Here is an 18,340-nt window from a genome sequence, read left to right as displayed (position 1 = left end):
AGGAAACGAAGCCAAGATGACTGAAGAACTTAGCTTATTAGCGCCAGACGACTGGCATTTGCATTTTCGCGATGGCCAGATGCTACAGCAAACGGTACCGGCGACGGCCCGTTGTTTTCAGCGCGCCGTGGTGATGCCCAACCTGGTCCCACCGGTGACCACCGGTGCGATGGCCCAGGCCTATCGCGCACGCATCCTTGCCGCCCGGCCCGAGGGCAGCACGTTCGAGCCGCTGATGACGCTGTTCTTAACCAATCAGACGACCCCAGATGATATTGTTCAGGCTAAGGCCATGGGCGTGGTAGCGGCCAAGCTCTATCCGGCTGGCGCGACCACCAACTCTTCGGCGGCGGTGCAGTCGGTGGCGGCCCTGCAACCGGTTTTCGAGACCATGCAGGCCCAAGGCATGCTGCTTTTGGTGCACGGTGAGGTCACCCAGGCGCATATCGATATTTTTGATCGGGAAAAGGCCTTTATCGACACCCATCTAACGCAGATTGTCGATCGAAACCCGGGCTTAAAGGTGGTTTTGGAGCACATTACCACCTCCGATGCCGTCGACTTTGTGCTCCAGGCGTCCGATCGGGTTGCCGCCACCGTGACACCGCAACACCTGCTGCTCAATCGCAATGACTTGCTGGTGGGGGGCATTCGCCCGCACAACTTTTGCCTGCCGGTGTTGAAACGCAATACTCACCAACGCGCCTTACAGGCAGCCGTCGCCAGTGGCACAGCGAAGATTTTTTTAGGCACCGACTCGGCACCGCACGAAAAAGCCAAAAAAGAAAACGCCTGTGGCTGCGCCGGTTGTTACAGCGCGTGGAGTGCGATCGAGCTGTATGCGCAAGTCTTTGAGGATCTCGGTGCACTCGACAAGTTGGAAGCCTTTGCCAGTCATTCCGGTGCCGACTTCTATGGTCTGCCGCGCAACCGCCACAGCATTCGCCTGGTCAAGGACAGTTGGCAGGTGCCGGATGACATTGCCTTGTCGAACGGCGAATCCTTGGTGCCCTTCTTTGCCGGTCAAGCTGTGCGCTGGCGTCTCGCCTAAAGCCTGACCGACGCGCTTAATGTTTAGATCGAGGCAATGGCGAGGCGTTCGGCAGAGAAACACTGCCGATACGGCTCAACCAAACGGGCTTGATAAAAATCACTCAAATCTGGCACCTCCGGCAGGCCCTGTGCGCGCCAGGCCTGGAGCCGGCTGACCGCACTGGCGGCCTGCTGCTCGATACTATCACTGTGCTGATAGCGATAAGACTGAGCAAAAAATTCCGGATAGCTCAACCGATCTGGTAGCAGTGGGACACAACCGTGGCTGACCGCCTCCATAATCGCGATACCCTGAAATTCATGAATCGCCGTCGATAAGACGATATCGCAGTGCTGCAACAGCGCGCGATAATCCTCGCGCGATTCAATATAGCCAGACTGCTCAAGATAATCTGGAAAGCGCGCACAGAGTTCGCGCAAGGCGGCAGGGATGGTGCGAAACTGCTGGCCGGTTAAGATCAGTTTAAAGGGAAAGTTGCATGCCGCCAGTTGTGCCACGATCGCCAAGAGCAGTTCCGGACCCTTGTCCCATTCCCAACGATGATTCCACAGCAGGCGCCACGTCGCGCCGGTTGGCTCTTGCGCCCGGCCAGGGCGCGGCGCGGCGATGGCCACCGGCATAACCTGGGCCTTGTGCGCCAAGCCGGTACAGAGGTGTTGGGGTACCAGGTCGGGCAGCTTTTTCATCAAGGCGGCCACACCGCTTAGAAAGGACTGGCGATTATAGTCGCTGTTGAATACCAAGGCATCGGCCCGCAGGGCGGCATAGAGGTTGACCATCTGCCAATCGATGACCGCCTTGGGTTGATTGTCGGTCGGGTAGGCAAATTGATTTTCATGAAAATACAGTATGCTCGGCACTTGGCGTAACGTCGGGTAAATACTCTGCACCACAGCTAAATCTATCGATGAGGTCGCTACCAAGAGTTGATAGTGTTGGTGTAACAAGGGATCGTTTTGGGCCGAGAGAGACAGCGGCGCACCGCGCATGCGCCAGGCAAAAAAACGCGCGGGCAGGGCGATGGTTTGCCATTGGTAATGGGTGCAACTGTGCACTAAAAACTCGGCCCATGCTTGTTGACTGAGCGCGTGATAACCGGAAAGCAGCAAGGCCTTAGGATGGTCAGATGTCATTGGTATAAACCCATTTAGCGTACTGAGGCGACCGGGCTGTGCATCGGCCATGAAATAGTGCTGCAATGATCGATCATAGAGCGCCTCCCGACTGGGGTCCAGTGGGCGATCGCGGCGCTGGTACCCAGCGCACCTAGGTAACATTGTTGTTACTCTTTATCGCAGTGAATAACTGTTGCGCCGCAAATCCTAATGGTAGAGTAAAACGAGACATTCATTTTCACATTGGACCCTAAGTGGGTAAGAGGCTATATGATTCGTACGGCAATAGTGGCCTATGGTTTTTCGGCGCAAACCTTTCATATCCCGTATCTGCAGATGGAACCGGGCTTTCTATGGTCCCATATGGTGACCTCGAAACCCGATGCCTTTCATCTGTCCCATCCTGAGATTGCGGTGGTCCAAAATCTCGCCGATCTGGCGTTCGACACCTTGGACCTGGTGGTGATCACCTCACCCAACCACGCCCACTTCGAGCAGACAAAATACTGCCTAGAGCAGGGCTGTCATGTGATCGTCGAGAAACCCTTTGTCTTTACGGTGGCGCAGGCCGAAACTCTCAAGGCTTTAGCCGCGCAATGCGAGCGGCAATTGATCGTGTTTCAAAACCGACGCTGGGACGGCGATTTTTTAACCATACAGGGCCTGATCGATAATCAGTCGGTCGGTCAGGTCAAACGCCTGGTCAGTCGATTCGACCGCTTCCGACCCGAGGTGCGCTCACGCTGGCGCGAGCAACAGGGCCAGGGTACCGGTATTACTTGGGATCTAGCGCCTCATCTAATCGATCAGGCGATTGCCCTGTTCGGTTGCCCGAAGACCCTGACCGCTAATATCCGCTGCCTGCGCGACGGGGCCGAGGTGGATGATAACTTTGAGATATGGCTCGACTATGAGTCGCTTCAGGTGGTCTTGGGTAGCAGCAGCTTTGGCGCCGGTCCCAATCCGCGTTTTGCCTTGGAAGGCACCGAGGGCTCCTTCGTGAAGTTTGGCCTAGACGTTCAAGAAAGTGCCCTGAAACTGGGTGAAGATTTACTCGATGAGCGTTGGGGGCAGGAATCCGATGAGCATTGGGGCATCCTTTATCAGGCGCATCAGAGTAAGTTAGTCACCACCAAACCGGGTAACTATGGCGCCTTTTGGCATCAGGTTGCGCTCTGCCTGGAACAGGGTGCGCAATCGCCAGTCCCCATCGATGATTCCATATTGGCGATCCATCTACTGGCGCTGGCGCATCAGTCAGCCCAACAAGGCCAACGTATGACGGTTGTCGATGAGGCCCAGGCTAAGGCCCTCTAGATGCTGACATGGGTCGCCGAGGCGGTTAAATCGCAGACAAAAAAAGAGGTGGCCTAGGCCACCTCTTGCTTATTACGTTGAAACTTTTTTAGATTACTTGAAGATGCGCTGACGCACACGCTCTAAGTTATCCAAGATCTTATCTAGACGCTCAGGGTGAACCATGAATTCCTGGAAGCCTTTCATGCCTTCTGATGCCATCGCCGGATCGGTATCCCGATCGTAGAACTGAGCGGTACCATCGGCCGAACCGAGCATTTCATTGCCTTGGGTCAGGAACTTGTTGTCTGCTGCTGTGGCGTACTTGTTCGGTGGCAGCTGATTCAAAGCCATGTTGAGCTTGGTTTGGTTCTCTGGCAGTGCGACATAGGCCAAGAACTTACGAGCATCAGCTTTGTTTTTAGCGCGTGACGGGATGTGCACGGTATCAGTTGGCGCATCCTCATATCGACCAATAGATGGATCGATAATGGGGAATGGGAAGAAATCAAAATCCATACCTTCAGGGAAGTTAGGGGTTAAGAAATTGCCCATCAAGTACATTGCCGCTTCGCCATTAAACATCGGTGGCTGAGCTTCTTGCCAGCTGTAAGATGCATGGTTCTCTAGGAAGTATTCGCCATCGACCAGCTGCTTCCAGTTGGCAAAGGTGTTTCTCACGCCCGCATCGGTGTAAGGGATTTTGCCGTCCATCAGATCGATGTGGTAATCCAAACCATTGGTGCGCATATTCAGGTAGTCAAACCAGCCAGCGGCAGTCCACAGGTACTTGGTACCGATGGTAATAGGTGTAATGGCATTGGCTTTTAACGCGTCACAGACGGCGATGAATTCATCCCACGTTTGCGGCTCGCTCAGACCCAACTTATCGAATATGCCCTTGTTGTAGTAGATACCCCATTGGTAGTAAGAGTAAGGCACGCCGTACTTCTTGCCGTCGACAGATAACGAGGCCTTGGTAGAAGACATGCTGTCGTTGAGACCTTCATTGGCCCAAACATCGGAGACGTCTTCAAAGAGTCCAAGATCAACGAAAAACTTCATCCGATTGCCAGCAAACCAAAATACTACGTCCGGTGGCGAGGTCACTAACCAGTTACGCAGCACGCTCTTATAACCTTCGTGATCGTATTGGTTGACCTTAACATCGATATCCGGATTTTCAGTTTCAAACTGAGCAATCATGTCAGCCCAGGCTTGCTTAGGCGCTGGATCCGATTGATTTGAGTTGATCACCAGAGTGCCGGCATAGGCCTGCGAGAGCATTGCTGCGCCCAAGACACCTGAGGTGACAAGTTTTTTTAGCGTCATAGTATCGTCCTTTGTTATTGTTGGGTGACGAAAAAGCCACTCTTATTGTTTCGGGTTTGCAGACGCCTTATCAGCCGCCCGCAGCTCCGAACTTTTCGTTGCGGAAGTTTTTTGTAGGTCTTCCAAACCTCGTCAATTGGTCCAGTCAAAAAGACCAAATTCTTGCCACCACAGAGCGCTTTCGCCGGTGGTGTTTAATCAGGCACCCGATCAAGTTGCAGTACCAATAAGGATTCCGGATCGAGTACCGGTAACGCCAACCCGCAGCGCAGCAGTAGTTCACCGCTAAGCTCCAAGTTTTCGGCAACCAACCAGTCGGGTGGCTGTTTCATCAGATGATTGGCGTGTTCAGGCTGAATCAAAATGCGTAACCGATAGCGAGCCTGGGGATCGAGCATCGGTAGCAGTAGGGGCCCGGGTGTGGCCAGCTCCGGCATCGTCTGTTGAAAAACACTGACCAAAAGGCCGTCCTGGTAAGCAACGGTGAAACCAATCTGGTGTTTATCCGGCGTTTGCAATGGGCGCCGAATACCGCTGTGAATGTGCCCGCGCAGTTCTTTGTAGAGGCCGATAAAGTGTGTAAGCGCTTCTCTGTCCGCTCCCGAGGCTTCACGGACGTCCCATTCCACACCCATATGGCCAAACAATGCAGTACCGGCGCGCACAGCGAGTGCGTGCGAGCGCGAGGTGGTATGGCTCTTATCTGGGCCAACGTGGCTGCCCAGAACTTCGCTGGGGAAAAATAGGCCGGCCCACTGCTGCATGGTTTGCCGTTCGTTGGCGTCATTACAGTCGCTTAACCAAAACCGCTGGGTATGCCGCAAGATGCCATAATCCATTCTCCCGCCCCCTGAAGCACAGGATTCAATTTCTACGCTCGGGTGGGCCGCCCGAAGCCGCGCCAGCAGGTCATAGAGGCTGGTCACATAGCGGTGATAAACCGGTCGGCCTTGGCCATTACCGGCCTGGGACAGATCTCGATTCATGTCCCACTTGATATATTCGATGGGATATTCACGCAGTAGAGTATCGATCTGGTTAAACAGATAGTCGGTTACCTCTGCGCGGCTGATATCCAGTACCCATTGATTACGACCGGAACTTTGGGTCAGATCATCCAATTGCAGCAACCAATCGGGGTGCTGACGAAATAGATTGGAATCCTTATTAACCATTTCCGGTTCAAACCAGAGACCGAAGCTCAGCTGATGTGCGGCCAGGGTGTCTTTGAGTGGGTGCAATCCGTCTGGATACACCTCGGTATCAACAACCCAGTCGCCGAGACCGGCCCTATCGTTGCGCCGGGCGGTAAACCAACCATCATCGAGGACGAACCGCTCGATACCACAGTCTTGAGCCGCCGCTGCCAGTGCGTCGAGTTCCGATTGGCGATGGTCGAAGTAAATCGCCTCCCAGGTGTTGATATGCACCGGGCGCGGCCGGTCACTGGGGAAGCGGAGAATCTCGGCCCGCACAAAACGCTGGAAATTCTGCGCGATGCCACCCAAACCCTGTTCAGTGTGCGTGAAGTAGAGTGGGGCCGCCTGAAAGCGCCCTCCCGGGGTGAGTTCTAACTCACCGGGCATCAGTTCAATACCGGCCTGATATTGCGTCAGGCCGTTTTGGCTGCGCTCGACCCGTTGGCAATGGTTACCGCTCCAGCCGAGATGGAAACCAAAACAAGACCCCGAGTGTTCATTCAACTGCGCATCCGCGATCAATAAACCGGGGAAATGATCGTGTGACGAACGGCCCTTAATATTTTTAAACTCTAGGACACCTAACGGAATCGAACAATCCTGTGGTTGGAACTCATGCACCCAGCGGCCGGTGAACGCCTTAACCGCACTCATTGCCTTGGGGATTGGCAGCGTGGTGAGCCACTGCACGATGGCAATCGGGTCTGCACCGGTGTTTTCAAACTGGCAGTCGAGGGTAAACACATCATTCTCAGCACAAACTCCCAGTCGCCACACCAAGAGTAGGCCAGTTTTAGGGTCCAGGAGTCGGTATTCAATGTGCTCTGCGCTACCAGACTCGTCTTGCAGCTGGAATTGCGGGGCCCAGTGGCGGCCCTGGCAGAGGATTTTTAGCGCCGGTTCCATAAAGGTCGGATCGGCATAGGTGCTGGCAACGGAAATCTGCGGTCGATCGTCCAAAGCGCCATTCGGCAAGGGCTCGGACAGGATACAACGCAACTCAGACTCGGTCACCGTGCTCGCCAAACGCGGACCTATATAGCGGATGCAAGGCTGGCCAGCCTGGGTCAAGATTACAATGGAACTGTTGTCACTGTGCAATAGTCTCATCTTACTACCCCTTGGTCGCACCCAGTGTTAAGCCGGCGATAAAGTGTTTTTGCATGGCAAAAAATAGGGCCACCGGCGGCAAGGCCGCGACGATCGCCCCGGCCGAGATTAGATTCCACGACGCCAACCATTGACCGCGCAAAGCGCTGATACCGGCCGTCACCGGCCGCACTTCATCGGACTGCACCAAGATCAATGCCCAAAAATAATCGTTCCAAACAAAGGTAAAAATCAGCACGGCCAATGCGGCGAGTGCGGGCCGCACTAAGGGTAAGATAATCGAGTAGAAGATCTTCCATTCACTGGCGCCTTCCAATCGACAGCTCTCCAACAGCTCCTCGGGTATGCCAATAATAAAATTGCGCATAAAGAGTGAGCAAAAGCCGGTTTGGAAAGCAACATGAAAAAAGATCAGCGCCCAAATAGTGTCGTAGAGGCCCAGATCGATGGTCAGGTTGCGCACCGGAATCATAAGAATCTGAAAGGGCACAAAGTTTCCGCCGATAAAGAGTGCGAAGATCAGTAAGTTGCCGCGGAACTTGAACTTCGCCAAGGCGAAGCCGGCCAAGGTGGCCAAGAACACGGAACCTACCATCACCGGCAGGGTGATCAACAGGCTGTTCAGTAAATAGCGCGCCATATTGGTACTGGCAAAAACGGCAGTGTAGTTCTCGATCAAATTCCATTCTGTCGGCAAACCCCAGTAATTACCGGCGTTGATGTCCACAATGGAGCGGGCCGAGGTCATAAAGACCGCCGCCAGCGGCAAGAGCCAGAGAATCACCGCGATTGGTAATAGCAGCTTGTAGCCAACCTGGGTGGTTTTCTTTGTTTGTGCAATGGGAGTGGGAAACATAGTCCTAACCTCGCTCGTCTTTTAGCATGCGCCACAGGAAAAAGGCGATATAGATGAGCATTATCAAAAATAATACCGTGGCAATGGCCGCGCCGTAGCCCATGCGATAGTTGAAAATAGCCTGTTCATACATGAAATAGGCCAGTACCGATGAACTGCCGTAAGGCCCACCCGCGGTCATAGACGCAACCAGGTCAAACGAGCGCAAGGCCCCGACAACCGTGACCACTATGGCGATAAAGGTCGCCGGGCGCAGTTGGGGAATCACGATGTAGCGCAGCATAGACCAGCCCTTGGCGCCGTCCATTCGGGCCGCCTCAATCTGATCAGGGCTGATATTATTGAGGCCGGTGAGGAACAGGATCATGGTGTAGGCCACCTGAGGCCATAAGCCGGCCGCGATAATGCCGTAGGTCACCAAGCCTTCATCGGCTAAAATAGGCAGCGGATCTATATTGACCAGCGCAAGTATGTCCTGCAGCAGGCCATAGCTTGGGTCATAGAACCAGGAGAAAACGATCCCGATAATGACCTGGGAGATAACAAAGGGGAAAAAGAACAGCGATTTCACGGCGCGAATACCCAAGACTTCCTGATTTAGAAAGAGTGCGATGCCCAAGCCCAATGGGACCGCCAGCATGTAAAACAGCAGCCAAAGAATATTGTTGACCAGGCTGGTCCAAAATTGGGGATCCTCACCCAACTCTAGGTAATTCCCGAAGCCGATGAAAACCTTTTCACCGATGCCATCCCATTGGTAAAAGCTCATCAGAATAGATTGGCCAATCGGAAAAACCACATAGACGATAAAAATCACGATGGCTGGTGCCAGGAAGTACCAAGGAGTCAGGGTATCTGACCAGGATCTAGAATTATTCGAATGCACGATTTAGGCCTTTTTTTATTAACGTTTTTTGTTGGCGATGCAACATTATGGAACGGCTTGGTAACGTTTTCAAGAGAAAATTGACAAGTGGCGTTTTTTACTAAAAGGCCGCTTCAACATGCGCTGAATATCAAAGCCTTAGCTGGAGCAGGGTTCGCATGCATCAGGCTTAATTCAGGCAATGCACAGGGAGGGTCTTGTTTGCGGGCAGGACCGTGATAATCGCGGGCGCTTGAGCGGTTTTGAATTGGGCCGTGCTCGAGATTCAATTGAGCGTGCAACCCGCTGGCCGAGCCATGCGCTGCAAACCTTACTCGGACGCCGTGCTTGTTAGGGGCATCCAGTCGACCGAAACACCGGCTTGCGCCAGCATTTCTTGGCTAATCTGTATCTTGTCACCCCAGCGCGACAGGAAGTCAGCCGACTGTTCTGGGCAATGCACCGTGGCGATACCAGTTTGAATGATTTTGGCGGCGCAGTTCGGGCAGGGGAAGTGGCTTACCCAGATATCACAGCCGGTCAGGTCCCGCTTGGCAAAGAGGATGGCATTTTCCTCTGCATGCAGTGTTTTGAGCAGCTTCATTTCCCGATTATCGGTTTGGGCACTGTCTGAAATACCATGGGGGTACCCATTAAAGCCGACCGATACAATTCTATTGCTCTCGGTGATGACGGCGCCGACCTGGGTAGAAGGGTCTTTACTCCAGGACCCGACCAATAGGGCCATTTGATGAAAACGTGTAGCCCATTTTGAGACCATTGGATAAATGCACTCGAACGCGGAATATCCCGCCATTGTGCGCAAGAAACAAAGGTTTCGCAATATGCGCTATTTGGTTTATGGTGATGCGTCGACTCAAGCGTATAAATTAGGAATGATGTGTGAAGCGTACCAGCCAAGTTTCCTCTATGAAGTTATTGCAATTGATGGCCAAGATTCCTTTTTTCGAGAAAATCACCAATTACGAACGGGCCCCGATGGCCGAATATGCTCAGATGTATGTTGCCAGTCCGGGCGAAGCCATTATCGAAAAGGATGCGCTCGATAATTGTTTCTATGTGCTGTTAAGTGGTAAGGGCTTGGTCTGCGTGGGTCGACATGCTGAACCCGTGGCGACTATTAAGCCGGGTGAGTTTTTCGGGGAAGTTGGCTTTATCCTAAATATTCCTCGCACCACCTGGGTATTTTCCGAAGGCGTGAGTGCTCTCTTACGCATAGATCAGACGCTGTTAGACAATCTGGATGCCTCGACGCGAAGTAAGGTTAAGGACCAAATAATTATAAAACTGGCCACCACCGTGACCAACTTCAATGCCAAATCATAGCTTAAGGCGCATATGCGGAGGCTTATGAAACGGCGAAGGTCACGCTAATGTACCTGCTAACGCGAGTTTACGCGGCCTAAAAGAAGTATTAGCCCTAAGGGACTCGATGATCTGAACAGGGGGAGCTGGAAGAATTTGCGTTGCGGAGCAACAAAGGTCACGCAATGTGAGCTGGAGAGAATGTAAAGCGAGTCTACGATGCACAAAAAAAGGTGGCATCCCGTAGGGGACTCGAACCCCTGTTACCGCCGTGAAAGGGCGGTGTCCTAGGCCACTAGACGAACGGGACACAGTGCTCATGTGGAGAGCGGGGCGCATCTTACCACCCCTCTTCGAAGATGCAACTCTTTTTTCGGCGCCAGTGGCCAGGTTGGCTTAGTCTGCCGTCCCATCGGGATACGACCGAGCGGGGCAGCGCAGTCTTAGTTGGCGATTCGAATCTCCAAGCGCCTATTGATTTGCCAAGCCGCTGCATTGTCTTCGGCTCGCACCGGGCTGTTGGCCGCCTTGCCGGCCGCAGTCATTTGTTCGGCCGATACACCCAAGTCGACAAAATATTGCACGACCTTGCTAGCCCGCGCTGAACTCAGTTCCCAATTAGAGGGATAATTTTCAGCCCAGGAAGAGACGATTGGCCGGGCATCGGAGTGGCCGATGATTAAAAACTCGGCATTGGGCAGGTTCTGCAGTGAGCTGGCTAAGGGGCGCAGTAGGGCGTCGATATTATCGACCCATTGCAAAGATGCCGGTTTGAAGATGAGCGCCAAGGGGATGTCGAGTACGGCGTCACCAGCAGCGCGTTGCGATACAACTATATCGGGGAACAACGAGGTTAATTGTTTCGCCAGATCCTGCAGTTCATCCTGTAGAGCGCTTTTAGCCGCACTGGGCCCGCTATCGGCACTGAGGCGCAGCATGCGCAGTTGATTATTGATGGTCTTCTGGGCCTCTGCCTGGTCGAGCCGAGAGCGCTGCAACTCGCTATCGAGTGCCGCATTATCGGAGCGTGACCGAGCCAAGGACTGTTCAGACTGTTGTGCCATCGTCAGGGTTTGTTGGTATTCTTTATTCAAATTGGCTATATGCCCCTGAAGGTCATCGACAATTTGAGCCATGTCCTGTTGCTGCGCAGCCATGTTTTCGAGCCGCGACGACTGATCCGATCTCGTGCTGGTGTCGCTTGATAGGGCTTGCGTCAGCCGGGTGACAGACTGGTTTGCTCGGTCAAGTTGGTCGTCACGCGACGCACTGGCTTGAAACAAGACGAAGTTGGCCACTAATGAAGCGGCGAGAAAGGTAACTGAAAAAATTACGTATTGCGCAGGATTTAAACGACTCAAAATAGGCCTACCTAAGGGGACGCTAGAGGATCAGGTGACGGTAATGCGGTCACCTCGACAATGCAATCACTTGTTCACATAAGAGTAGCCCATCAAGCTTAGCGCTTGCGCTATGGAGCAATTTTTGGTGAAGTGGTCTTAATATTACAAAAAAAAGAGGCACATCCATGACCTATAAAACGCCCATTGAGATACTGGTACAGCGCTCGCAGAGCCATCCCGATAAGCCAATGTTCTATCAGCCGGTCAACCGTCAATGGCAGGTGACCAGCTGGCAAGAGGCTGAAACCCAAGCGCGCCAGGTCGCCTCGGGATTGCTGTCATTAGGCTTAGAGAAGGGCGACCGAGTCGCCATTTATGCCAAGAATTCAGTCGAATGGTACATATCGGACTGGGCCATCATGATGGCCGGTCTGATCAGCGTACCGATCTTTGCCACGGCCAATGCCCAGACGATTGGCTTTGTCCTGCAGCACAGCGGCGCGAAAGCCATTTTCGTCGGTAAGTTAGATGATCTGGAGGCCACCGCTGAGGTGATCGATGGTCGGATTCCGCGCATTGCCTATCCCTATCAGACGCTGCAGGCCGATCACCAGTGGAGCGACTGGCTGCAACAGAACGAACCGTTAGCAGCCTTGCATACACCGGCATTGGACGATGATATGACCATCGTCTATACCTCAGGCAGTACCGGCGAACCCAAGGGCGTGGTGCTCAGCTATCGCAACTACGCCTCCGCCTGTACCGAAAACCAACTTTGGCTGGCGGTCGCCGACCAAGATCGTATTCTGTCCTATCTGCCGTTGGCCCATATTGTCGAGCGGGGTGTGATTCAGGGGCCGGGCCTCTACGGCGGGGCCACCTTCTATTTCGTCGAGTCGCTTGAAACCTTTGTCGAGGACTTGCAGTTCGCCCGGCCGACGGTTTTCGTCTCGGTGCCCCGGCTCTGGACCAAGTTTCAAACCGGTGTGTTTGCTAAGGTGCCGGCCGAGCGCTTAGCCAAGTTGCTGCGCGTGCCGCTTCTGGGTCGCTTGTTGGCCGGAAAAATCCGCCGTGGCTTGGGCTTGGACAAAGCACGCTTGATGGGTTGTGGTTCCGCGCCCATTTCACCCTCTATTTTGTCCTGGTATCAAACCATCGGGATCGATATCTGCGAAGGCTGGGGCATGACTGAAACCGCTGGCCTGTCCTGTTCGAACCTGCCGTTTAGGGCCGATCGGGTTGGCACCATTGGCACACCGGCCAAATGTGTCGATATGACCCTGTCCGATAGCGGTGAAATACTGGTGCGCGGCGAAGCGGTGTTCAGTCACTACTATTTAAACCCCGAGGAAACCGAGCGCAACTTCAGCGATGGCTGGTTTCACACCGGCGATAAGGCGACCCAGTCGGCCGATGGGGTCTATCAGATCATCGGTCGAGTCAAGGACACCTTCAAAACGGCCAAGGGCAAATATGTTGCGCCGGTGCCGATTGAGTCCCTATTGGCGGCCAACCCCGATATCGATCAACTCTTGGTGATGGGATCCGGTCGCAAGCAGCCGGTCGCCATCGTGGTAATGGCGGAGCATCTGCACGACACCAATCGGGATCAGCTGCGCAGTTCGCTGCAGGAGACTTTGGATAGGGTGAATGCCACTTTGGAATCTCATGCCCGGCTGGACGGCATCGTGGTGGTTACCGACAGCTGGTCCATTGAAAACGAGTTATTAACCCCGACCCTGAAGATACGCCGTAACCAACTGGAAGAGCGGTACAATAGTATTGCTCAACAAACCCAAACCAAGTCGGTTATCTGGCAGGACGAATTGACCGTCTAATCTGCCCCTCAAGCGTTGCCGTTGCGCTTATAGGGTGACGCGCAGCGTCGCACTGCTGGCCCGTTCTCGGGCCTGCCCACCAAGCCACCATACGGCTACTCCACCTTGGTTAAATCATTAACCGTTGAGCCAATTTCAACCCTCTGCAAGACGTGATTCTATTTCAACCCTAAACCGATTCCGCCTTGGGCAGCGCCGGACCAGGCGATAGGATGGGGGGACTGTGAAAAACAATAAAATGGGAAAGTATGACTGAGCTCAATACCCGTTCCAGTTTTGCCGTTCAACCTGAAAGAGTATTGGGGCCGGACCAGCCAAGTCAGCACCGGGTGCGCTACCGTTCAAACCCACTGGTGGTAACCGACTCGACCCGCATCTACCACGATAAACACCCGCTATCGGTCACCCAGCTATCGGCCAACCTGATCCGGGTCTGTCTGGGCGAACCATTGATCACCAGCGTGGCCGTTTTGCCCGCCAGCCGCGCCGTTCACCCTGCAGATCTGCCCAATCAAATCGAATGGTCCTGGTTGCCGGAGGAGCAGTGGCAAATTGCCGTGCATCGACACGGTCAGGGGCTGGCAACGTCCCGGGGTCTCTACGCCGACAGCGCCGAGGGTCTGCACCTGTACTTGACACTGCCAGATGCCTGGCCAGTCTATGGCCTGGGTGAAAAGACCGGTGATTTGAATAAGCAGGGTAGGGCATGGACTTTTTGGAATTCAGATGTCTTCTTCCCGCACACCGCCGCGACCGATGAGCTCTATCAGTCCATTCCCTTTATGACGGTGTCGACCGATCAGGGGTGGATGGGCATTTTTCTCGACAATCCCGGCCGCAGCCGCTTCGATCTGAGTTTGACCGATGAGGTCTGTATCAGCGTTGACCGCGGTGCGCTGGATCTCTATGTATTTACCGGCGAGACCCTGGGTGAGCTAATCGATCTCTATACCCGGTTGACCGGTCGTCCGTTTTTGCCACCAAAATGGGCCTTAGGTTACCAGCAGTCGCGCCACAGTTACCAAAGTGCTCAAGAGGTCCGGGCGATAGCCGAGGGTTTCCGGCACCATGACCTGCCCCTGGACGCGCTGTACCTGGATATACTGTGTATGGACGGCTACCGGGTCTTCAGCTTCGACCCAACGACCTTCGCGCAAACGCCGGAGCTGGTCGATGACCTATTGGCCGACGGAGTGCGCGTTATTCCAATCATCGACCCCGGGATCAAGCGCGATCCGCACTACCGAGTTTATCAGCAAGGCATGTTGGCCGACTATTTTGTTCAATCCGCCCAGGGCGAGGTTTGGCAAGGTCAGGTTTGGCCCGGCGAATCGGTTTGGCCCGATTTTTTTCAGCCAAGGGTGCAACAGTGGTGGCAGGGTCTGCATCGCTACTATACCGATATGGGTATTCAGGGCTTTTGGAACGATATGAACGAGCCGGCGGTGTTCAATGAGTGCATGACGCTGGACGCCGATGCGCGCCATCATATCGATGGGGCGGTAGTCGAGCACGAAGCCGTGCACAACGCCTATGGCCTGCTGATGTGCGAAGCCACGGCGAGCGCGATAGTGGAGCAGTGCGCGCAGCGACCCTTTGTCCTAACTCGGGCCGGATACGCCGGTATCCAGCGCAGTGCGGCGGTCTGGACCGGCGATAATCGATCCTCTTGGGAGCATTTGCGCCTAAGTGTGCCGATGTTGCTCAATATGGGCTTGTCCGGCGTCGTCTTTGCCGGCGTCGATATCGGTGGCTTTATGGACGACAGTCGGCCGGAGCTCTTTACCCGCTGGATGCAGCTGGGCTGTTTCTACCCGCTGATGCGCAATCACTGTGCCATTGGTCAGGTTCGACAAGAGCCTTGGTCTTTCGCCGAGCCATGGACCACTAGAGTGCGGCACGCAATGCACCGTCGTTATAAGCTACTACCCTATCTCTACCAACTGTTTCGCGATGCCCACGAAACCGGCCAGCCCATTTTACGGCCGATGTTTTGGCTGGAACAGCAGCTCGAGCAGACCGAAAATATGAGCGATCAGTTTATGTTCGGGGACGCCCTGCTGGTTGCGCCGATATTGGTCGCCGGTGGCGTCGCCCGCTCGGTCTGGTTACCCAAGGGCCTGTGGTACAGCCTGGTCGGTGACTGCAGCCTGGTCGGTGGGCAGTTTGTCCTCGCGCAGACGGATCTTGATGACATTCCGATCTACCTCAAGGCGGGTGCCATATTGCCGTTGGCGCCTTATCGGCGCTCAACAGCGCGTGCCCAAAAGGAATTGCGCATCTTGATTGTTGACGGGGCAGAGCACGGCCGGATGCTGTTTCGCGATGACGATGGCCTGACCGCCAATCCAGCAGAGAACCGTTATGCTCGCTTGTCCATAGGGTATCACAAGAGTGCAGCACAGGTTGAATGTCACCTGTCACTCGATCGATCTTACTATAAGCCAGAATGGCAACTGATCACTCTCGGAGTCCCCCACGCCTGGAAGGACCGACCGATTCTGCTCAATGGCGAACCCGTTACGGGCCGTTCCAATGTCGACGGGGTTCGCTGCCGGCTCCACTATATCCGGCCTTCAGCCTGGCTTTAAGCGGTCCTTGCGCGCCCAGTTAGGCCGTCCAAGGTGGCCATTTTTTTGCCCCTTCGGCCACCGAGAGCCGCCGGAGAAAGGCGTCAGGGCGGGTCACGCTATTATTTGTCAAATGGATCACATTTTGGCGCGATTTTTGCGTTATAAGCAGTACTTTATAGAATCTGACAGAAAATTGACCCATGGCACTCTTAGATAATTTTCGCACCGCCGGCACCAACTTCCGCAATGTCGACGGCGCAGCGGTACTCAAGAATACCGGCCAAGGTGCCAAGGTTGCTGGGCAGCGATTGCTTGGGGTGCCGATTCTATTGTTAGTCTTGCTCGGCCTTATGACCCTGCCTGTACCGACCTTACTCTTGGATATTTTCTTCACCTTCAACATCGCTCTCTCGATAGTGGTCTTGTTGGTCACTATCTACGTTTTACGGCCACTCGATTTCGCGGTGTTTCCAACCATTATCCTTGTTGCGACCCTGATGCGATTGTCGCTCAACGTCGCCTCCACGCGAGTCGTGCTGATGTACGGTCATGAAGGAGGTGATGCTGCGGGTAAGGTGATTGAGTCCTTTGGTGAAGTGCTGATCGGTGGCAACTACGCCGTCGGCCTGGTGGTCTTTGCAATTTTAATGATCATCAACTTCGTCGTTGTCACCAAGGGTGCCGGTCGAGTCTCTGAAGTTAGTGCCCGGTTTACCTTGGATGCCATGCCCGGCAAGCAGATGGCGATTGACGCTGACCTGAATGCCGGCCTGATCGACGCGGAGGCGGCCAAGATTCGCCGTTCGGACGTGGCGCAAGAGGCCGATTTTTACGGGTCGATGGACGGCGCGTCAAAATTCGTGCGCGGCGATGCGGTCGCTGGCATCTTGATTTTGGTGATCAATATTATCGGTGGCCTGATTATTGGGATCGTGCAGCACGACTTGGTGTTTGCCGATGCGGTGCAAAAGTATGCCTTGCTGACCATTGGTGATGGCCTGGTTGCCCAGATACCGTCCCTGTTGCTCTCGGTAGCCGCGGCGATCATGGTGACACGCAACAGCAGCAGTGAAGAGATGGGCGATCAGATCGTCAATCAGATGTTTTCCACCCCGCGGGCCCTGGGTATTACCAGCTTTGTGCTCTTCGTAATGGGCATTTTGCCGGGCATGCCACATTTTGTCTTCCTAATGTTGGCGGCCCTATGCGGCCTGGGTGCGTTGTGGATCAGTCTCAAGGAGAAGGCGCTTCTAGGTGAGCCGATGTTGCCGATGAAAGCCGGCCGGACGGCCAATCAGCCCAAAGCATTGGGCGATGCCCGCGCCAGCGGTGGCTTGCCGCCGGTTCTGGAGCCTAGCAATGAAACCAAGGAGCTGAGCTGGGACGATGTCCAGCCGGTTGATGTCATTGGTTTGGAAGTCGGCTATCGCCTGATTCCGTTGGTCGATCGATCCCAAGGCGGTGAGCTGTTGGGTCGCATTAAGGGTATTCGGAAAAAATTATCGCAAGACCTGGGCTTTCTGGTGCCGTCGATCCACATTCGGGACAACTTAGACCTGATGCCCAATGCCTACCAATTGACGCTGATGGGCGTCGCGGTGACGGACGGTGAAGTCTATACCGATCGTGAGTTAGCGATTAACCCTGGCCAGGTATTTGGTCCTCTGGAAGGCATTAAGACCATCGATCCAGCCTTCGGCCTGGAAGCGGTTTGGATTGATCTGCGGGAAAAAGATAAGGCGCAAACCCTCGGTTATACCGTAGTCGACGCCAGTACCGTGGTCGCGACCCACGTCAACCATCTGTTGGCGCAGCACTCTTACGAGCTGCTCGGGCACGAAGAAGTGCAGCAGATGCTCGATTTATTGGCGAAACACTCGCCAAAATTGGCGGAAGAGCTGGTGCCCAACTCGGTCTCGCTGAGCCAATTGCTGAAAATATTGCAAAACCTATTGATTGAGAGCGTGCCCATCCGCGACATGCGCAGTATTGCCGAATCGATCACCAACTTGCAGCCTAGGTCACAGGACATCAACGTCTTGACCAATGCGGCGCGCATGGGTCTGGCCCGAATGATCGTCCAAAGTCTGGTCGGCAGCGAAAAAGAAATCCCAGTTATCACATTAGATCGAGCATTGGAGCAATTGTTGCATAAGACTATTCAACAGGCCGGTGCTGATGGAAATCTTGACAGTATTGCCTTGGAGCCTGGTATGGCCGAGCGCCTGCAATCGTCGCTCAGTGATACGGTGAAGAATCTCGATAAGGAAGGTAAACCGGCGGTGCTCTTAGTCGCGGCTTCTTTAAGAATGTTATTGGCGCGTTTTGTCCGCCATGCGGTACCTAATTTAAAAGTCCTGAGTTTCCAAGAAATTCCAGACAACAAACACATTACCATTGTAGCGACCGTCGGTGGTCAATGAGGATTAGCTG

Annotated in this window: 13 protein-coding genes and 1 tRNA gene; 6 read left to right on the top strand and 8 right to left on the bottom strand. The window is 54.2% G+C overall.

Features of this window, described 5'->3' with window-relative positions; all coding sequences use genetic code 11:
• Nucleotides 1-16: 16 nt before the first annotated feature.
• On the top strand, nt 17-1,051 hold the full coding sequence (gene pyrC, locus REIFOR_RS10875; RefSeq protein ID WP_100257585.1) for a dihydroorotase: 1,035 nt from the start codon (nt 17-19) through the stop codon (nt 1,049-1,051).
• 23 nt (nt 1,052-1,074) lie between these two features.
• On the opposite strand, the gene REIFOR_RS10870 is transcribed toward pyrC, so the two are convergent.
• Complete coding sequence (locus REIFOR_RS10870) at nt 1,075-2,331, bottom strand: tRNA-queuosine alpha-mannosyltransferase domain-containing protein (RefSeq protein WP_100257584.1); 1,257 nt, start codon at nt 2,329-2,331, stop codon at nt 1,075-1,077.
• Nucleotides 2,332-2,439: 108 nt separating this feature from the next.
• Between REIFOR_RS10870 and REIFOR_RS10865 the strand changes: the two genes are divergently transcribed.
• The gene (locus REIFOR_RS10865; protein ID WP_100257583.1) at nt 2,440-3,486 is read left to right on the top strand and encodes a Gfo/Idh/MocA family oxidoreductase; all 1,047 of its coding nucleotides are present in this window, start codon (nt 2,440-2,442) and stop codon (nt 3,484-3,486) included.
• 93 nt (nt 3,487-3,579) lie between these two features.
• Here REIFOR_RS10865 and REIFOR_RS10860 read toward each other — a convergent pair whose 3' ends face one another.
• The 5 genes from REIFOR_RS10860 to REIFOR_RS10840 form a co-directional block, all read right to left on the bottom strand.
• Nucleotides 3,580-4,797 (bottom strand): ABC transporter substrate-binding protein, encoded by a 1,218-nt coding sequence (locus REIFOR_RS10860; RefSeq protein ID WP_100257582.1) that lies wholly within the window; start codon nt 4,795-4,797, stop codon nt 3,580-3,582.
• A gap of 194 nt (nt 4,798-4,991) precedes the next feature.
• Nucleotides 4,992-7,106, bottom strand: a complete 2,115-nt coding sequence (locus REIFOR_RS10855) for an alpha-galactosidase (protein ID WP_100257581.1) — start codon at nt 7,104-7,106, stop codon at nt 4,992-4,994.
• A gap of 4 nt (nt 7,107-7,110) precedes the next feature.
• Nucleotides 7,111-7,962, bottom strand: coding sequence for a carbohydrate ABC transporter permease (locus tag REIFOR_RS10850; RefSeq protein ID WP_100257580.1), 852 nt, complete (start codon nt 7,960-7,962; stop codon nt 7,111-7,113).
• Nucleotides 7,963-7,966: 4 nt separating this feature from the next.
• Nucleotides 7,967-8,848, bottom strand: coding sequence for a carbohydrate ABC transporter permease (locus REIFOR_RS10845; protein WP_100257579.1), 882 nt, complete (start codon nt 8,846-8,848; stop codon nt 7,967-7,969).
• Between the two features lie 310 nt (nt 8,849-9,158).
• On the bottom strand, nt 9,159-9,608 hold the full coding sequence (locus REIFOR_RS10840) for a dCMP deaminase family protein (RefSeq protein WP_100257578.1): 450 nt from the start codon (nt 9,606-9,608) through the stop codon (nt 9,159-9,161).
• A 122-nt stretch (nt 9,609-9,730) separates the two neighbouring features.
• Here REIFOR_RS10840 and REIFOR_RS10835 point away from each other — a divergent pair, with 122 nt between their 5' ends.
• Complete coding sequence (locus REIFOR_RS10835; RefSeq protein ID WP_145980285.1) at nt 9,731-10,174, top strand: cyclic nucleotide-binding domain-containing protein; 444 nt, start codon at nt 9,731-9,733, stop codon at nt 10,172-10,174.
• 213 nt (nt 10,175-10,387) lie between these two features.
• On the opposite strand, the gene REIFOR_RS10830 is transcribed toward REIFOR_RS10835, so the two are convergent.
• Nucleotides 10,388-10,463, bottom strand: a tRNA-Glu gene (locus tag REIFOR_RS10830).
• A 133-nt stretch (nt 10,464-10,596) separates the two neighbouring features.
• Nucleotides 10,597-11,514 (bottom strand): OmpA family protein, encoded by a 918-nt coding sequence (locus REIFOR_RS10825; protein WP_100257576.1) that lies wholly within the window; start codon nt 11,512-11,514, stop codon nt 10,597-10,599.
• 167 nt (nt 11,515-11,681) lie between these two features.
• Here REIFOR_RS10825 and REIFOR_RS10820 point away from each other — a divergent pair, with 167 nt between their 5' ends.
• From REIFOR_RS10820 to flhA, 3 genes are all read left to right on the top strand, one after another.
• Nucleotides 11,682-13,334, top strand: coding sequence for an AMP-binding protein (locus tag REIFOR_RS10820; protein ID WP_100257575.1), 1,653 nt, complete (start codon nt 11,682-11,684; stop codon nt 13,332-13,334).
• Between the two features lie 248 nt (nt 13,335-13,582).
• Complete coding sequence (locus REIFOR_RS10815; protein ID WP_100257574.1) at nt 13,583-15,925, top strand: glycoside hydrolase family 31 protein; 2,343 nt, start codon at nt 13,583-13,585, stop codon at nt 15,923-15,925.
• A gap of 182 nt (nt 15,926-16,107) precedes the next feature.
• Nucleotides 16,108-18,330, top strand: a complete 2,223-nt coding sequence (gene flhA / locus REIFOR_RS10810; protein ID WP_100257573.1) for a flagellar biosynthesis protein FlhA — start codon at nt 16,108-16,110, stop codon at nt 18,328-18,330.
• Nucleotides 18,331-18,340: the final 10 nt, after the last annotated feature.

The sequence above is a fragment of the Reinekea forsetii genome (genome assembly GCF_002795845.1).
Taxonomy (GTDB): domain Bacteria; phylum Pseudomonadota; class Gammaproteobacteria; order Pseudomonadales; family Natronospirillaceae; genus Reinekea; species Reinekea forsetii.
The sequence above is the reverse complement of the archived record's forward strand: the minus strand, read 5'-3'. Positions and strand labels throughout refer to the sequence as shown.